General features: G+C 42.7%; 13 protein-coding genes. 3 read left to right on the forward strand and 10 right to left on the reverse strand.

Going from position 1 to position 17,376, the window contains the following annotated elements; translation table 11 throughout:
* Positions 1–26: 26 nt before the first annotated feature.
* The 7 genes from R8G66_22035 to R8G66_22065 all read right to left on the reverse strand — a co-directional run bounded on the left by R8G66_22035 (position 27) and on the right by R8G66_22065 (position 5,930).
* Positions 27–1,058 (reverse strand): hypothetical protein, encoded by a 1,032-nt coding sequence (locus tag R8G66_22035; GenBank protein ID MDW3195069.1) that lies wholly within the window; start codon positions 1,056–1,058, stop codon positions 27–29.
* A complete protein-coding gene (locus tag R8G66_22040) occupies positions 1,027–1,362 on the reverse strand; it encodes a PEP-utilizing enzyme (protein MDW3195070.1) in 336 nt (111 codons plus the stop codon). The genes R8G66_22035 and R8G66_22040 overlap by 32 nt, the downstream gene beginning before the upstream one ends.
* Positions 1,349–2,170, reverse strand: a complete 822-nt coding sequence (locus R8G66_22045; protein MDW3195071.1) for a hypothetical protein — start codon at positions 2,168–2,170, stop codon at positions 1,349–1,351. Before R8G66_22045 ends, R8G66_22040 begins: the two co-directional genes overlap by 14 nt.
* 165 nt (positions 2,171–2,335) lie before the next feature.
* Positions 2,336–3,193, reverse strand: coding sequence for a PEP/pyruvate-binding domain-containing protein (locus tag R8G66_22050; GenBank protein ID MDW3195072.1), 858 nt, complete (start codon positions 3,191–3,193; stop codon positions 2,336–2,338).
* A 56-nt stretch (positions 3,194–3,249) separates the two neighbouring features.
* Positions 3,250–4,566, reverse strand: a complete 1,317-nt coding sequence (locus R8G66_22055) for a coproporphyrinogen-III oxidase family protein (GenBank protein MDW3195073.1) — start codon at positions 4,564–4,566, stop codon at positions 3,250–3,252.
* Positions 4,553–4,822, reverse strand: coding sequence for an acyl carrier protein (locus R8G66_22060; protein MDW3195074.1), 270 nt, complete (start codon positions 4,820–4,822; stop codon positions 4,553–4,555). Before R8G66_22060 ends, R8G66_22055 begins: the two co-directional genes overlap by 14 nt.
* A gap of 883 nt (positions 4,823–5,705) precedes the next feature.
* Positions 5,706–5,930 (reverse strand): hypothetical protein, encoded by a 225-nt coding sequence (locus R8G66_22065; GenBank protein ID MDW3195075.1) that lies wholly within the window; start codon positions 5,928–5,930, stop codon positions 5,706–5,708.
* A 125-nt stretch (positions 5,931–6,055) separates the two neighbouring features.
* Between R8G66_22065 and R8G66_22070 the strand changes: the two genes are divergently transcribed.
* Positions 6,056–6,625, forward strand: coding sequence for a DUF2807 domain-containing protein (locus tag R8G66_22070; protein MDW3195076.1), 570 nt, complete (start codon positions 6,056–6,058; stop codon positions 6,623–6,625).
* 85 nt (positions 6,626–6,710) lie between these two features.
* Here R8G66_22070 and R8G66_22075 read toward each other — a convergent pair whose 3' ends face one another.
* The 3 genes from R8G66_22075 to R8G66_22085 form a co-directional block, all read right to left on the reverse strand.
* Complete coding sequence (locus R8G66_22075; GenBank protein ID MDW3195077.1) at positions 6,711–8,177, reverse strand: T9SS type A sorting domain-containing protein; 1,467 nt, start codon at positions 8,175–8,177, stop codon at positions 6,711–6,713.
* Positions 8,178–8,192: 15 nt separating this feature from the next.
* A complete protein-coding gene (locus tag R8G66_22080; GenBank protein MDW3195078.1) occupies positions 8,193–13,157 on the reverse strand; it encodes a hypothetical protein in 4,965 nt (1,654 codons plus the stop codon).
* 378 nt (positions 13,158–13,535) lie between these two features.
* Entirely contained in the window at positions 13,536–15,251 is a 1,716-nt protein-coding gene (locus tag R8G66_22085) for an amidohydrolase (protein ID MDW3195079.1), read from the reverse strand.
* A 310-nt stretch (positions 15,252–15,561) separates the two neighbouring features.
* On the opposite strand from R8G66_22085, the gene R8G66_22090 reads away from it, so the two are divergent.
* Positions 15,562–16,035 carry a hypothetical protein gene (locus R8G66_22090; protein MDW3195080.1) on the forward strand — a complete coding sequence of 158 codons (474 nt, stop codon included), beginning with the start codon at positions 15,562–15,564 and terminating at the stop codon, positions 16,033–16,035.
* Positions 16,036–16,178: 143 nt separating this feature from the next.
* Positions 16,179–17,192 (forward strand): nucleoside hydrolase, encoded by a 1,014-nt coding sequence (locus R8G66_22095; GenBank protein ID MDW3195081.1) that lies wholly within the window; start codon positions 16,179–16,181, stop codon positions 17,190–17,192.
* Positions 17,193–17,376: the final 184 nt, after the last annotated feature.

Below are 17,376 nucleotides of genomic sequence, written 5' to 3' on the forward strand. Positions count from 1 at the left end.
TTTTTCACTCGTTTCAAGCCGTTTGCCTAAAATGAAAATTTCAGCATTTTGTATAATTGCTCGGAATCAATTTTTGAAAGCCTTTCACTCGGACTTCCCGATCGAATATTATCGATCACTTTTTGTGGAACGTCGGTCCCGGTCAGGTCATTTTTTGAATACCAGAATATTTCAGCATACTTCATAGCCAAATCTTTCCACTCCATTTTTTCTATCCGCTTGCCAATGACAATCATCATACCCTGAATCTTTTTTATCAATTCTGGTATTTGCTGAACCTCAATGTCCTTGCCATTAACCAGTATCCGATGCTGTGACAAGTTTTTGGTCGTATTTGCCCCCTCGTCTTTAAAGATATTGCTGAATATGTCGACTTTCAGTCCGCAAGGTTTGTATCCGGTAATTACCCGAATATTATTAATCTCAAAATCAGCAAGCTCTTTCCAAAGGTGTGAACAGTTGAGATCGATGTAATCTCTAACTATAAACTCCAACTTATCAGACACATATGGTCCGTGAAACTCTCTGACCAATCCATGAGTCTTGAAAAAAATGGTTTCGGAATATGCATAAAGGATCGAACATAGTCTATGGATTAAAATCGATTCCTGATGTGCGGAGGGTTCTAAGGAGTTATTAAGCAACTTTTCGAGCTCTGAATCAATTAAAATATGATTAGCACCGGTTTTGTTAAAAATGTCTCCGGCCTTAGTTTGCTGGACAAAAGTGATCATTCGCGTAATATGAGCGTGTATCTCACTAACGTGCAATTTGGCTCTTTTCATCCCCATGATCAGCGGCACCATAAGCCTTATGATTCTTCCTGGAGATTTAAACCTTCTGCTTATCTCATACTTACTTAGTCCCTCTGACTCAAGCGCATTGATTTCTGATGTGAGCTCTTCGAAAAATTCCTGAATAAAGAGGTGAATAATGCTATTCAAATCTATGGGCCAGGTATTTTTCCCATCTTGTGCCCAAAGTGCCCAGATTGATCTTTTAAAATCATCAATCCATTCTACCTGCTCATCCGAAATATACTGTTCCTTCGTCTGCATCTAATACGATATGATCGTTATCCGACAGCTTTTCAAGTGCACCATTGGCATCTACAAGGCATGGAATCCCCAGCTCTCCCGCCACTATGCATATATGAGAAAGTAGACCTCCTTTCTCGCATATCAGCCCTTTGCATTGCATAAGACCAGTAGCGTAAATGGGGTTATTCTCTCCCACTACCATGATGTCCTGGTCTGTGATTTTGTCCAGATCACCGAGTTCTTTGACTATTTTAACCATACCAGAGGCTCTACCTGGAGAGGCGCTGGTTCCTTTTAAAACTGATGTTTTAGTGTTTTCCATTTTTCACTGCAAATGATACCCAATTGCTTACTTCTTTAATTCCTTTGTTGACGTAGTTCAGATCGTATTGAAGAACCTCTGTCTGTCTTTTTACCGGATCATGAGATTCGATTCTTTTTGAAATAACCTCCATATTTTCTTCCTCGAAAAACTGGCTAAAGATGTAAGTGGGTTCTGTCCAGGATAGTATTCCTCCCTGACTAATATATTTCGACATGAGCGTGTCAATTACCTTTTGTATGTTATTTGAAATACTTAGACTCGACATGACTTTATGCAGATATATCCTATCTACTTTTAGTTGAAAGACATCTTCAAGTTCCTGAGCACCCGTAACTGTGTAGTTCAATATTCCGCCGCTTGAGCCATTTCTGCTGAGCATCTTTCGTTTTAATTCCCAGTATTTCACAGCTTCGTCTGTAATATTGATTCCAGCATTGATACAGTTCACTATTTCAGAGGCCGGTCGACCATCTTCGGTGACATACTTGCTAGCAATCTTCTCGATCAACTTACAATTATCAGCATCTGGTTCTGCGACAAAGACCTGATCGTATATCTCGGCGAGCATAAATACGCAATAACCCATTCCAGGCCCAACATCTAGCACAGAACTTCCTGTTTCAGTAGACATTATGGCACGTTTATGTGATGCGTAGCCACCTTGATAGTTATTGCCAAGAATGGTAAAGATTTCGTCCAATGAACCCATTCCCCACTTTTGAGTATACGTGTCTGAACTACCCGATGCTTTGATCGAATTTTTCAGCTTCTCACAAAAAATTTCTAATTCTGGAATTTTTGCCATCAAGACATTTTTTTGATTTTTAAATTCAAATTGAGTGTACAAGAGTTTGCGCCACTAGATAGGCTCTAAAAGCATGCTTCAAAAGCTAAACGGTAGGGCCGTCAAACAGTAACCTGATTAACATGAGGAATTAAAGTGTTGAAGTGTGGTACTAAGCATCACCCTTCAAAGCACCATCGCTTTACCTATTGTTATAGGTCTTGATTGAAGCACAACTATGGTGTTGTCTTCCGACAAGGTCCATTCTATATCCTGTGGCTGCCCAAAGTGGTGCTCTAGTTCAGTACCTAGGGCGATTAGCTGCTCCAGGTTTTCCCTGGTGAGAGAGCTTTTGCTTTGCTTCTCTTTGCTTACTTGCTGCTCAACAACCTCATTGCTCCCCACAGAAAAACTGAACTCTTTAGTTCCTATTTTGCTCGTGATATGATATTCATCTGCTCCAAGGTCAATTTCGTAGTAATCAGGTACTACTGCCCCAGATACCACAGATTGAGCCAAGCCCAAATTTGACTCAATCACCATATTGTCGTTTCTATAGGGATGTTTGGTAAACATTACACCTGAACATAAAGGCTTGATCATCGATTGTATGATCAATGACAGTCGCAGTTGACGCTTGTCTATATTTCGCTTTTGAGCATAATCATACAAGACTTTTGCATCCAGGGCATCAAAGCACTTTTTAACACAATGAATCACATGATCTATGCCATCCACATTCAAAAAAGTCTCAAATAAACCTGCGAAAGAGGCTTGATTGGAGTCTTCTACAGATGCGGAGGACCTTACTGCAACAGCTGAATGACCAGATCGCTTAGAAAGATCCTTGTAGCTATCATGTATTTCATTGGAAATGACATCTACGTAAGCATGATCAGCTTTGTACTTTTCAAATACATCATACGATAAAACAAAACCATCTGGAATGTTAAAATGATTTTTGCCCAAATGAATTAAACTTTTGGCTTTAGCCCCGCAACTGGAACTTTCGTTTACTTCTTCATAGGCCATTATATCAGGCATGCGTACGATATTTCAAGAAATGATTAAAGTAGACCAATTAATCAGTGTGATGAAAATTAAATCTCCGTAGACATCAACAATTTGTCGAGCTTGAAATACTCCTTAAGAGCTACTGCTATTCTCATTCCTATATAGTCTCCAAATAAGATCCCTTTTCTAGTTGCCTTTATTTCATCGTGATTTATTCGGATATAGTCTTCGCTTTCGAGCTCGGACAGAGTCGGCCGGATCACTTCTCTCAAATCAAAGCCAAACATCTGCTCAAACCCATCAAAATGGATAGTAGTCAATTTTGCACGGAGTAGTATGTACCTAATCGCACCTTCAGCATGCGACAAGTCATATGTTCTAATAACAGGCAACTCTGATTTATCGAGCTTTTCATAATATGTGTTGAGGTTACTTGTATTTTGGAAACATGATTTACCCAAATTTCCAAAGCTGGAAATTCCTATTGGGTACATATCACCTCCATTCCAGATATTCTTCAGATGCCCATCCTGATATCCTCCATCGAGATTAAATGTAAAATAAGTAGACGCTTGGTAGTTGTACTCCTCGAATTTATCCAGGGCCAGATTCATATAATCAAACTCCTCCTCGTCAGTCGGTAACTTGATGTCATCCCTCCGGACTCCATGTTTGAAGAAATCAGTATTGGAATAGGTCTGCATCTTATAGACCGTGATGTTGTGGATTTTCATATCAACCGCTTCCTGCACACTTTGGCTCCACGTCTCGTAGGTGTCATTCGCCAAACCACTCAACAAGTCGATATTAATCGTGGCATTGCTTTCTGCTAACATCAATTCCAATCCTTCCCTTACCTGTGCACGGGTATGATTTCTATTACTTAATTCCAATACATCATCATTGAAGGATTGGACTCCCAAACTAATTCTGGTAAAACCCAGGTCATTGAGTATGCGAACTTTCTTCTTCTTTACGATTTTAGGTTCTATCTCAATGGTCATTTCTGCTTCCGAAATGTCATAGCTATCACTCAAGGCGGTAACAATCTTCGTAAGGTGTTCATCACCCAAGATACTTGGAGTACCCCCACCGAAGTATATTGATTTTACTTTTCTCCGTGATAGCCCATGCACTTCACTACCCAATTTGATCTCTTTGCAGACCGTATCGACATATCTGTTTATCTGTGCCAGGTCTTCGTACTTTAATGTCAGGAAGAAACAAAATGAGCACCGCTGCAAGCAAAAAGGGATATGGATATAAAGACTTAGTGGTGTATCATCGTCAGTTGGTGGAGTTACTTCACTAATCCCCTGGGAACTGATGTTCCGCCAGTATTTGAACTCAGGATAATTGGTGACAAATATTTTACGAGTTGGATATATCTCAATGGTGCTCATGTTGTAATTTGTTTTCAATAAGCTTTGACAACACTGTCAATGACTTGAAATCCTTAGTACTGATCTCATTGTCATTTATTTGGATTTCGAAATTTTTTTCTATCCTGGTAATTAAGTGGACAACAGCAATTGAATCAAGACCAATGCCGTCTTCAAACAGTGATATGTTTTCATCGAGCTCTTCCTCAGAAATGTTTATATCCAGGTCATTAGCTATTATACCTTTTAATAGGTCTACTATTTTTTCATTTTCCATAAGGCTTAATTATATGTGAATAAAGGCTTCAAATTCTTAATCGGCACATTACGTAGCATGTACTCTATGTTAGAGGGGTAATTCCAACAAAAACTGGGTTTAGGGTCGGTCTTGCGAACAAGAGAATTCCGCTACATACCCACAAAAGTTATTTTAAGATGTCTATGCGGTTAATAGAATTGTCTTGAAAGAGATGATTAATTAACTGTAGGGCACAGCTTCGCTACTTTAAGTCCCATACTCTGACTTAAATGAATGAAATTTTATTTTTTAGCTAACTTATTTAGGTTTTAGCTATTTAAAATCGAACCTAGCTTTTTTTTACGAAAAGTCAAAAAACGTTAACCAAATATTAAGTAATTCAACAATCGAAATATTCAATTCCTATTCAGAAACGCCCTTTTCAGGAACGTTGGCCTCCTAAGATCAAATGCTTTTGATACGACTCCTAAAAAACGAAACAACACTAAATGACAGTAACCCTACTCTTGTTAGAAATTATAGTAAGGAATAAACTGAAAATGCTGCAATTTTATTTTATGATGTGCACAAATCAAGGTATTAAGTAGTTTAGAAAGGTTTTAAAAAATTGTGTGAGTATGTAGCTACACATAGCCATAACATTCTTAATACACATCTAAAAGAAAAAAGCCTCATAAGCTCAACAGAAACCTATTTTAAGTGAAACAAACATCTCATGTAGAGAGTGTGGTGGTGGAGCGGGGGAGATCAACATCTCCGGTTATTTCTATTCGAAATTTCCAGAATTATAGCCCTTATAAATCAATGAAAGAAGGGCAATTGAAACTTTTGTATTGGCTTTGAGATTAAGCTGAGAGGATAAGGGGACATCTATGCAAGGTGTCCCCGACTATAATAATGACTAATTCCCGTTATTAAATGGATCATCTGTTACACTGCCACCACCGCTTGCTTGTGTGGCTTGATTTGACTCGTTGTTTTTAATGTTTTCTGGCTGGAAAAATGAAAGCATCAAAAGAATGAGAAATGAATAAATGTAGTGCATAGTTATTTTTTTATGTTTTAGATTGGCAAGATACTTCCATTTTCTAAAATAAGTGCATTGTCCTTCCAGCGAGGCAATCACTCGGACATCCAATTATTTGCACCAAATAAGAGAATGATAAAGCAAGTTCAAAACCTTTTCGTCTAACTACGCAACCCTTCACACCTTTTTTGCATCTAATCCGTAAATAGTCAAAACTCAACTCTATGAAAAGGAATTTTCTACTCTTCGCGTTTTCTTTTGTTATCCTGTTCGCTGCTCAAGCTCAGTACTCCGAAACCAGGCCGCTGGACGTCTTTGATGCCATAGATTTTGATGGCAATGCCAGGATCTATTTCGAGCAAGGTGAAACGCCTTCTATCAAGATACAGGGAAAAAAAGAGCATCACGTCAGGGAGTTCATCAGTGAGGTCAAACATGGCACCCTGCACTTAGGCTTTGAAAATGATCGTGAAAACAAACGCAAAATCCGGCTGACCATTATTCATACGGGCATCAACCGAATGGACATGGATGGTTTCGTAAACATGATCAGCTATGATCCATTAACTAGCAGAGATCTGGACATCAAAGCAGATGGGTTCATCAAAGGAGATCTGGAAGTCGATGTAGAAGACCTTCAAATCGATGTAGATGGCTTCATTCAATTGACAGTCTACGGAAAAGCCGATCGAGCTGACCTGGAACTGGATGGCTTTGGCAACATCGATGCGCAGGATCTGGATGTAAAAAAGCGCAGAAAAAGCGCCGACGGATTCGCCAGGATCAAGTTTTAATTTCCTAAGAATTCATAAAAAGCAATCGCCCGGCATGATACCGAGCGATTGTAAGGGTTGTTGCGGGTTGTAATTTTCAATCAGCTTATCTGACCAGCAGTGACTTGCTGACATGCTGGTTTTTAGTTTTTAGGGAGATGATGTAGAGCCCTGGATTCAGGTTACTCACATCTATTTCCGTTCGTCTCATGAAAACTTTGGTCAGTACTTGCCTGCCATTCAAATCAAAGAGAGCAAGCTTATGTGCCCTCATCTCGTCCACTTCAATTTGGACGCGTTCGGATGATGGGTTGGGGTATACACTCACTTGAATAGGCTCCGTCAGCTTATCAGCACTCAACGGGACATACCCATCGTTGAAAACCGTCACAGTCCCCCTGTTGGATTCCTTTTTTTGTCCTCCGTTTCCAGCCAGTATTTCACCATCGATGGATCGAAAACTGTGCCCCAGGTGAGTTTTCGTCCCATCAGAAAGCCGATACTCCTGAGCTACAGTCCACGCTCCGGTTTCGTTGGTGTATTTATAGATGACTCCCTGATCCTTAATCGCTCCATCAGTATTAGGAGATGAAATGAAGAGTTCGCCATTGTCAACCTGCAACTGATAACCAAAGAAATTATGACTATGAGGGGTCTCTTGCAAGATTTCGGTGTTCAAACTCCATGTGTCGCCCTGATTAATGTAGTGATAAACCTTTCCTGCAAAAGCATATTCATTTCCATCTGCATGCGGCACATTATTGTGAGGGGCAGAAATAAACAGGTTGTTTTCATCTGCCGCTATGGCATATCCAAACCAGGAGCCTACTTCTTCGTCTTCCGGTTCAATGTCCTGCACCTTTTGCCAAACACCATCCATCAACTCATAAACAAAAACCCCTCCTTTCATCACACTTTTCGCAGTTGAAGGAGCACCTATGATGAGTGTATTACCTACCAGCTGAAGCGTCTTACCAAACTCATATCCTACCGGATGCGGCGCATCTATGGTTTGAAGCAAAGTGACGGTATTTCCTTCTATGGCGTAGACATATACCTCACCGGTGTGATTCTTTGCACCAGATGCTCCAACAAACAAATAGTTAGCGTCCATAGCCAGGGCAGCACCGAATTGTACCTTGTCATCACTCCTCTCCGGAAGTACTTCCGATATCAAGGTCCAGGCATCATCTTGTAACTGATAGATACTCACCGCTCCCGCCATGAACCCTTGTCGGGAATCTCCGATGGCCGAAATGGCCAGGTGGGAGTCTGTCATGACTGTTTTGTGACCGAAAAGCCCATGCTTCTCAGGGTTGTTTGGTGTAATCCGATGCGTGAATCGCCAGGTACCACCTCTTCTTCTGTATAGACTGACACTCCCATTACCATAATCAGAAATCACATCTCGAGGGTCTGATATGGCACAATGGTTTCCTGCTCCGGAGATGTACCATCCGAAGTGATTCTGGTCGTGCGTGGTTTCATTGGTGATCGTGTAATCCTGTGCTACTAAGGACTGAACTGCTAACACCATGCACAGCACTAGCACTTTTAATGTTGCGTATTTCATATCGATTCGCATTTGCTATTTCTTACTGATTTTAACCTCTACCGATATTGGCTCGCCGACATATTGGATGACATGTCCTCTGCTAACCGGGGACTCCTGATCCGTCATAAATCCCCTTTTCAAATAATACTCTAAGGAGTAATCGGCCGGTTCCAACCCTTTTCCACTATGGCGATGGCCATCGAAGTAGAAATTGCCATTTGCATCGGTGACACTACTGGGTTCAGCACCATCCAACTGATGGGAACTATGTGGGGTCTCCCCTTGCCGCTTAGGCACCCTGTTCAGGTCCAGCTTCCCATTCTTATTGAGGTCAAGAAATACAACTACACCCGACACGCCTTTTTCACTTCCATCCACATTGACCAATTGCCCGGTAATCCTGCTCACAGGAGTGATCCCTGCAGAATATTTGGACAATACCGGAGCATTCGTTTTATCGGCAATAGTCGCATAGAAGTAATGGGGTTCTCCTGGCTTGTTTCCAACTACTTCCCAATCCGTGGTATGGATCTGGATGCCATTCTGAAAAGTACTGTCCAGCTCGTGGAACTCTCCGATCAGCTTTCCATCATACCCGACCGAATCCGTATCTACAAAAACCTTGATGGTTGCTGCATTTTTCTCACTATTCGTGGCATGAGGAGTGGGCTTGTGATTATGATGGATCGTATTGGTTGTAGAATCATAAGATGCCTGTAAATGAACCTGAGGAACCCAGCTGAAAGTCTTGATCTCCGCCATATTACTGGACTGATCATAGGAAACTTCCAGGTCAATCAAAGTCTTGGAGTGACCTAAAACTGACTCCATTGTTACCTGCGCGGGAGCCATCACCACGATTTCATACATCCCTTTTTCCAATTCTGGTAATTTGGGATCTGCCTGGCTATTTGATTTAAAATTCTGAGTTGTCTTCCCTTCGTGAAAGGATTCCGCAATGGATAAAGTGATTTCAGAAAGCATGGTGCCTTGCGGAATAGAATCCAAACTCTCTACGGCAGTGTACCCATTGATGGAATCGTATAAGGTCAGCGAGGGCTCATGCATTTTATGCGGCCCGATCACCGACAGGCTTAAGCTATCCGGATCTACTTCCTGATCGAAAAGCAACTTGACTGTCATGTGGTCTGCTACTTCTTCGTCAGAAATCATGACTTCAAAGGTCTGCTTCTGGAGGGTATTGTCAATACCAAAGGCACGACTCGCATTGAATTGCTTCTGAATATTGTCTACTCCTGATTGTCCAATTTCAGAAAAGCTCTCCTCACCAAAATTGTACTGCAACCCATAGGTCCCACTGAACAAACAACGTCTCCAGTCTCCATCGCAGTACCAGTGGTCGCAGGAGATACATCCGATATCAAAAGTAGTCCAGCCAGCCGCATAGCTATCATCGGAATTGTTATGATCCAAATAGAGGGCGCCACCGATATCTCCCAACACATCTCCACCGATGAAGTCCCAGCTTTCGGGAACTCGAACTTCCACCTCACCATACACGGCAGTCACGTTATTATTAATAATGATGTCTGTGGTAGTTTTTACACCATAGTCGGTAGGAATCAGCACCTCACCACTGAGCGTATACGAATCCTCGGCCCAATTAAAATCGGCATTTAGGGTGGCATCACCAATGGTACTGCTCCAATTGGGTGTTGCATCCGCATCAAAGTACGCGCCTATATACAGGTCCAGGTTCAGATCAAATTGTCCGGGATCATAGGTTCCTGTGGCATCCAGAAACATCAAGAACCCTTCATTTCCATCAAAGCTGTAGGGTTCTCCACTACTCAACTGGAAGCTTCCTTCAATTTGTAAGTCGTTTTCCTGTGTCAGGTTATTGACCTGTGCACTAGCCCCTTGCAGGAAGACAGGTCCTAGCGGCAGTCCTTCATTAGGAGGTAAAATCTCAAAACCCAGACCAAGGTTGTTCAATTCCCAGGTATCATCAGGCGAGTCTCTTACCAATTCAATGTCTCCAAGTGCCTCGAAGTTGTCACTGACAATCAAGGTACAAGCTACCATCAAGGTATCAGGATCATATTTCAATTCCATGTTTTCGATGGTGGCAAACCCTACGTGTACCTCTCCCAACTTCACATCCAGGTTCTCCACTTCAAATGAGGAACTACCGTCTTTTTCAATGATGAGAATACCTGGCTGACTATCATTTCCCAGAGAAAGGTCCGCATTCCACAATTCCTTCACCTGAAAGTCTCCAAATAGTGCTGTTTGATTGGCACTCGTCACACTGTCCGGCCAGCGTATGCCTGCTCCAGTGGTAAGCAGTTCCATTCCACCGAGCGTGATATCGCTGTTGACTTCTACGTTAAGTGCTGTCAAACTCCCATCCACAAGGATGATTCCGGGATCTTCTTCATCACCGAGAAAGCAATCAATCTCCTGGCCATCAATCACCACCTTGATGCTATCGTACATCTCAAAATGCTCTTGCCCGAAATCGTAAGCAAATACCAGGTCTTCAGGTTGGATCTCAATCCCGCGAAACTTAAAGTCACTGGTGATTCCGATACTGTACTGCTCCAACTCACCATATCGGAATACCAATCCAGGATTAGAAGGACTGCCGAGGCTGGCTTCAATGGAATCCGAGTCTACTACGACCAATATTTCCCGGTCATACATGGATAGCAGACCTTCTGTACTTTCATAAACGACTCCCAGACTATCGATACCTACCGTCAATCCTAGCAACTCTTCATGCGCGCTCGCCACAAAGGCAACATCCACTACCCTGCCGCTATCAATGACTACACCCGGAAGGCTGTCATTTCCGAAATAGGCCACAAGACTATCCTGATCAAAGTGAATTTGTGCCACACCACTATGCAACTCAAACACAGCACTATCAGGCTCATATTGAAACAAAAGACTGTCCGTGCTTAAGTCCAGACCACTTATCGAAAAATTACTGGTCAGTTCTCCCAGAAATTGCTGTACTTCACCTGACTTGATGATCAATGCATCTCCGGTTTTATCAAAACTCACCTGCAGGCTGTCCTGATCATATTTCAATTCAAGGGAGCCCTCGCTCAATTCAAATTGATCGCTACTTTTGGTCCATTGCAGATCGATACCATCAGAGAGGAGTTCAAAGCCGAGAAGTTTACCTCCTGAGGTCAATGTCAGATTGATCGACTCCAAAGCCCCATCATCTATAACCAACCCTGGATCATCCGCAGTACCCAGGGAGCCTTCAATGCTGTCTTTTACAATCAGTAGATCAACAGGACCACCGTAGATCTCATAATGATCATTGGCACGATCATATTCGAAGAAGGCATCCTGCATTTTGAAAGAAGCTCCTCCCAGGCTGATCGTATCCGATAGGCCGAAGTTGGCATGAAACAATTCACCATCCTTAAAGATCACCCCAGGGTCATCTTCTGTACCCGGTTGTACAAGCAAATCATGCCCTTCAAAACCAACACCTAATGATGGCCCGTATATCTCGTAAAAAGCAGAATCGCTGTTGTATTGAAAAGTAACGCTATCGGAATACAGCGACAGTCCGGCAATGGAAATTGTATCGTTCAGAAATAAATGGATGCTTTCAAGGCCTTGCTCACCGAATAATAAACCAGGCTGTTCAGCATCACCAAATCCCAGGGTCAGCGTATCATGGCTCAATGCGAATCCAATGGAAGTGCCATATAGCTCAAAAAGGGCACTGTCCTGATCATAATCAATCGTAACCTCGTCAAGGAATAAACCTACTGATTCAATGCTCAAGGTATCCGTCACGGTGAGGTCTACTTCAAGTAATTCACCTGCTTTGAATTGCAGTCCCGGTGCCGTCGCCGTACCGAAAGACAACACCATTTCATGCGATGTGGTAGTTGTGCTATTGTCAGCATTCTTTTTTTGTTGCACAAAGCCAAGGGTATCAGGACCGCCATACACTTTAAACTGCTCGTTCGCAGCCGCATAGTCGAATACCAGAGACTCCCCTCTCAAAAACAATCCCAACACTTCACCCTCATATAGGTGAAACCTGAGGGTCACGATTGCTCCATCTTTCAAGTATCCTCCAGGATCACTGGCTGTACCTAACCCCAGCGTCAGGGAGTCATCATGCACAGCTACTTTCAATGTGTCTCCATAAAAGAGGAAATTCTCCTCCTCTGGCTCATATTTGATGTAGGCTTCATCAGTTGAAAAATCAAAATCCAGCAATGAAAATGAAGTATTGAGATAGATCAGCAATGAGCTGACCTTACCGTCCTTAAGTTCGATACCTGGCAGCCCCTGATCAGCATTGCCTAGTTGTGCTTTGAGAGTATCCTCTCCAACAATGAAATCCACACTACCCGACACTTCAAAATTTCCGGACAACTCATACTTGACTTCAACTTCCACATCCTTGAAGTTGAATCCGGCGAACGAAAAACTGAAGGTATCGGTCAAAGAGAAAGTGTCCAGTTTCTGGACATATTGATTAACGAAATGAAGGGTATTTTCCGGCAAAGAAAACTTCCGATCCAGTTCACTGAAATCGAATTTACCCGAAAGACTATGTCCTGTACTATCTGTTTTATTACCGCCGATATGAGTCAAATGGATCAATTCGGGCAAAAAAGAATGTCCACTCACTTTGATCGGATTGCCATTGTCCAATTGCCAGCCTTCATCGATGAGGTCGGCTATCGCAAAATCTGAATTCATTGGAAGTGTTGCGAGTGTATCGGGGCCAAAAAGCGATTTCAAATAAGCTGAATCTGTCAAAGAAACAGTTCCGGCAGTAGCATCAAATGTGATCCCGGTTCCTGTTACCGATAATATCCAGGTCGTATCCGTATCCTCACTTAAAAGATCATAAGCGATCGCCAGTGAATCACCAATATCGTTATCATAGACGACCAGCAGGCTATCCTGCACATAGGAATCGTATTGAGCGACTGATGAAAGCTTCAGCGTCAAGAGTAGAATTACAGTAAGTAGATATGCTTTTCTCATGGCAATAAAGGCTTGCTTTAAGTGAATAATAGGAGTAGGAAAGCACATCAAAAGTAGCTGGCAGGATCAGCCAACTTTAGCGTATAAAAACGCATTTAACAGGATACGTATTAATACGTATTCCTTCAAAAAACACTCGAATGGTATCACCTTAAGAAGGTGCTTATAATTGGATAAGGTGTCAATTAAAGCATGAATGCAAGACCTGAAAATTTGTGATCAATGAAAAGTGGAAGAAATCATACCTAGCATTGCCTATAAGTCAATCTTCGATTCTTGAATTAAGAAACTCCCGTATAATATCGCCGGGCTAGCGATCCGCCTCCTCGCGAAGACGGGAGTTTTTGATCTCATAAAATTAAGTTCACAACTTCTGTGTTAGTTGGAATGGATAAGCTCACCTCGTAGGTACGTTCTGATCACCCTGGTTTGGTTGATCCGGCTGGGATCGACCTGGAAAATATTCTGGTTTAAGACGATGAAATCAGCTTCTTTGCTTACTTCAAGTGATCCAACTTTATCCTCTTGCCGCATCACGTAAGCAGCATTGAGGGTATACGCTTTTATGGCTTCTGCTAACGTAAGGTTTTGCGGTGTTCTGGTCACGGCGTTCTGTAAACCAACAAACGGATTCAGAGCGCTCACATCCCAGTCACTACTCAAGGTAATGCGTGCGTTGGCTTCACTCAAACTCCTAATGGGAATTACTGCATTGTTCAATGCTGAGCCAATAAGTTCATCGGTTTCATTCCAATTTTCGGGTTGGGCAAAATCCCCAACTACCTGCGCATCAGCCGTAACATTAAGCTGCGTAAATCGGTCATAATCTGCAGGATCTACATACTCGATATGAGTAAGTCGGTGACGTCCGTTGGCGGTCCCACTTCTTTCAATGGCATTCAAGGCTTCATGTACGCCACGATCGCCGATCGCATGAATGTGGAAGTCAAAGCCAGTCGGCTCCAGCGCTTCAATGTATCGGGCCATGCGCTCTTGTGTGATGTAATTCAAGCCATTATTAGCCGTTCTTCGAAGGATGTTCAACAAGTAATTGGTATGCAATGCAGCAGTCGTATTGATCACAATTCCGTCCGCATACAACTTGATCTGATTGATTTTCAAAAAACTATTGGGGTCATTTGAATACAAAGATTGGATCGTGGCAATTTGAGTGTCATCATCCTCTGTGGGATAAACCCACAATCCAAGATTGGCCCGGACGGTCAATTGCCCTTCCTCTTCTGCCCGTCTCCAGGTCTCATGGTGATTTCTTTTCCAATAGGTCCGGGCGTCACATATAGAGGTAATGCCATTTCTCGCCAATTCCGGGAGTGCGAAGTTGATCAATCCATCATAGTCGTTTGCCTCACTGTCTGGAATGGAAGCGATAGCCAGGTCCACGACCAGGTTTCCGGCATTATCAATCAATAATCCGTTGGGGAAACCAAACTCATCCTTCATGATCACACCGCCGGTCGGGTCAGGTGTATTTTCATCAATTCCCGCCAACTCAAGGGCTTTACTGTTTACCCAAATCGAATGAGAAGTCTGTTCCATTGCAATGATGGCCTGCGTCGAGGAGATGTCATCCAGTATTTCTATGGGTTCTCTGGTTGTATCAAGTATCGTATAGAAGTCATACCCCCAACCCAACAGCCAAGGGGAATTGGAATTGCGATCTAATGCATCGGCAATATCTCTGGCATAGTTCTCAGGGTCAGTCTCGGTACCGTCCAATATGAATCGAAAATTGTCTGAAGCGGCTTCCAAAGGATGAAGGTGCACATCATGAATCCCTGGCATGACCATAGCACCCGACAGGTCCGCGACTTGCGCATCACTCGAGGCCTCAGGGGTCACTTCTTCAATCGTTCCAATGGCCACAATCACACCGTCTTTAACGAGCATTGCTTCGGCCCAGGGTTGTTGCTCATTGACCGTATAAATAGCACCATTGGTGTACAATTGTTCTCCACCCTGAACAGGGTCAATCCCTCCATTATCTCCACTGCAAGACATCCAGATTGGCAAAATGGAAAACAACAATAAGAGCATGATCAGGTTTCGATTCAACATATCACCAGGTAATTTCATGAATTTAAGATCCAAAACAATTAATTCTGTACTCTCAAAAAAAGTCAACTTGCTTAATCGTCCCCTCTTCCAGCTCCGTTATTGACCTCTCAATTCATACAAGTGAATTGCTACAACCCCCAATAATCACTCTTCATTTGAATAGCCAACTACCAATACCAACTAAAAATCAACCTGTGTAGTCATTAAACTTTTCCCTTTCAACGTGATCTTGACACCTTCATGACAATTGATTTTGGTGATCAATCAGCGATAGTAATTTTGAATGAATAGAACCAGGCTATTCATGTGCTACCGCCAAAGCCTGATCATGAAATATTTTTTATTAGCCCGACCAAGTGCTCTCATTGTAGAGAAAATGAAAAAACTGGTCGAATCTACAGGAGCCACTCCTGTCCCTCTTAATCAACTCCATGATGCCAGTAATTATCGTTCTGACGAAATAGAAGCCATTGTGGTTTCTACCGCCTTGTCTTCTCCTGTGCAAGAAAGTTATACCTCGGTCATTGATTACTGTTGGAAAACCATTGGTAAGAAACCTACCTTTCTTGCCACATACGCGGATTTGAGAAGGACAAAGTTGATCGCCAACTCCAAATTCAAATCCTACGGATTGGATGTAACCTTATTAGGACTCGAAGAAGCCATGAGAATGGACGAAGAATTGGATAAAGATCCTGTATTCATTATCACTCACGATGAAATCGCTGATCCAACCTCCTTCCCGGCAGCATTAACAGCTCTTAATACCATACTCCGGAGGCATCATGCGATCACTTCTTAAGAGAAGTTCGATCTATCTTAAAATCTTCTAGCCATTTTCTCATAGTCTGGGTTAAAAAGATGGTTTACTGATGTCAAAAATTATTGTGCATGCTCTTCCCTTTTTGAAAGACCAAGACATCTCGGTCACATACATTTGTGATCATGAAAGCCATCAAAAACTTCCTACTCGGGGTTATAATCCTCTTCACCACAATAAGCTTTTATCCAGCAACTGCTCAAACGATATCAAAGCACGTCATATTCGATCATGATGGTGGTGTAGACGATCTCCTTTCTCTGCTACTATTGACGCAGATGGAAAATGTGGAACTGGAAGGCGTAGTGGTCACACCAGCAGATTGTTTTCTCGAAGATGCGACCATCTCATCATTGAAACTCCTGAAAATGACCGGACTAACCAACGTATCGGTAGCCAAAAGTCAGGCCAGAGCAGTCAATCCTTTTCCTACGGAATGGCGCGCCCAACCGATGGTATTGAATGCCTTTCCCGACATGCTCACCATACAAGGGAATAACCAACAACTTAGCACTTTGCCTGCTTATGAGTTTATTGCCTCCAAGCTTAGATCAGCGAATGAGCAATTGACTTTTCTCATTACCGGGCCTTGCTCTAATCTGGCAAAAACACTAGGCACTTATCCCGAACTAAAGTCAAAAGTCGGAGAAGTAATATGGATGGGAGGCGCCGTAGATGTACCTGGAAATGTCCGTACGCACAAGCACAACGGAACCGCCGAATGGAATGCCTACTGGGACCCTCAAGCGGCTGCAGAACTTTTCAAAATGGGATTGGACATTAAACTGATTGCCCTGGATGTAACGAACAGCGTCCCTGTCAGCATGAACTTCTTACGGCAACTGGCCGCACAAAAGCAATTTCCCCTCTCCAACCTGGCTTCTCAATTCTGGGCGACCACCATCAACACCATTCCTAGCTATGAATACACCTACTTCATGTGGGACGTATTGTCTACCACCTATCTGGGCATCCCGCAAACCTTCACCTCAGAAAGAGCAGAACTGGCCGTTCGCACCGAACTACCCGCTGAAGGGCAAACCATTCGCGCCGCAGGAAATGAAAATTGGGTGCACATTGTAAAAACCGTGGATAGGGAAGCTTTCTATGGGTACGTGTTGGGGTTGTTGAGGAGGTAGTTTAGTCAGCATATCCGTCTTACTTAATACAACGCCAAACATCCAATGCGTATAGGCAATTTCATTGGTTGACCTTCTTTACCGGTATGAGATTGAAAGATCACCAGAAAATCACGCTGCAGGGATCGGAGATCGATGAAGATTTAATTAAGGCTTTGATTTCTCAAACCTTACTATCTTAACC

It is taken from the genome of Cytophagales bacterium (genome assembly GCA_033344775.1).
Taxonomy (GTDB): Bacteria; Bacteroidota; Bacteroidia; order Cytophagales; family Cyclobacteriaceae; genus JAWPMT01.